Raw genomic sequence first — 1,262 nt, 5'->3', positions numbered from 1 at the left:
CTGCGGGTGTTCTCCGAGTAGCGATGGAGAGTACCAGTATTTACTGGATCCCGGTCTGGAATATTCTCTCTGAAATGGGCTTTGATCTGATGCTGGTGAATCCCTTTTTAATCAAACAGCTGCCCGGCCGCAAAAGCGATGTAAAGGATGCACAGTGGATTGCCCAGCTACTTCACAAAGATATGCTTCGCGGGAGTTTTGTGCCCGGTGAGCGAATACAGGAACTCAGGAGCTACACCCGTTCCTATAGCAAGTTGCAGCAGCGGATAGTCCGTATGCTTACCAAAATGGACAATATCCTCGTACAGGCCGGAATCCGTTTGGGTAGTCTTGTGAGTGATATCGGAGGGAAAAGTATGCTGAGTGTCATTGATGCCCTGATAGCCGGGGAGCGTGATGCCGTACGTTTAAGCAAACTGGTCTATGCCAGTAAGAAGAACAAAGAAAACGGAAAGCTGGCAGCAGCACTAACCGGCTGCATGAAGGAGCACCACCGCTTCAACCTGCAGATGGCAAAAGTTGAATACGACCTGTTGATCAAGCAGTCTGCTGAGTATATAGAAAAGATTGAAGCTATCTGCCTGCGTGATTTTCCACGGCAGAGTGCCTTGCTAAAGACGATTCCCGGCGTTAGCCGTATCAGTTCCGCTGTGATCATCGCCGAGACCGGCGCAGACATGAAAGTTTTTGAAAACAGCGGTAAACTGAGCGGATGGGTCGGATTACGACCAAAGAATGATGAAAGCGCAGGGAAATATAAAAGTACAGCGATCACTAAAGGAAACAGATATCTCAAGCCAATACTGGTACAGGTTGCCTGGGCGGCAAGCCGCTGTAAAGGCTCCTATTTTAAAGACAAATTCAACCGTCTAAGTATAAGAAAATCCTCGAAAAAGGCCCTGATCGCTATCGCACGAAAAATATCCGTTGTTGTATGGAATATCCTAAAAGACTTAACCCCTTATAATCCGGCACTACAGGTGATCTACGAACCAGCCAAACTAGATGCCAGGATACGGTATCACCAAAAAGAAATGGAACGCATAGCGAAACTTAAACCATAACAATTTTTTGCGTAAAGGCCGGGTATCTTTATGGTGGCTAAAAGACCCCGTTTTTAAATTGGCCAATGCAAATGCCTGAAAAGGCTATAAGTACACAAGCATGAGTTAATGCCAGCCTTACGGCTGACCAAACTCGAAGAGGAAAATCGCAAAACCCAATGCGCAAGGGGACTGTATTATAGTTAATTTATAGAGGAA

Annotated in this window: 1 protein-coding gene; it reads left to right on the top strand. The window is 46.3% G+C overall.

Annotation, left to right across the window (positions count from 1 at the left end; translation table 11 throughout):
• Positions 1-1,064: IS110 family transposase (locus tag L1283_RS28490; RefSeq protein ID WP_429626818.1), on the top strand; the 1,064-nt coding region annotated here is incomplete at its 5' end.
• Between the last annotated feature and the right edge of the window lie 198 nt (positions 1,065-1,262).

The organism is Sphingobacterium sp. HSC-15S19 (genome assembly GCF_050433745.1).
Taxonomy (GTDB): Bacteria; Bacteroidota; Bacteroidia; order Sphingobacteriales; family Sphingobacteriaceae; genus Sphingobacterium; species Sphingobacterium siyangense.
This window is presented reverse-complemented; position numbering and strand designations above follow the sequence as displayed.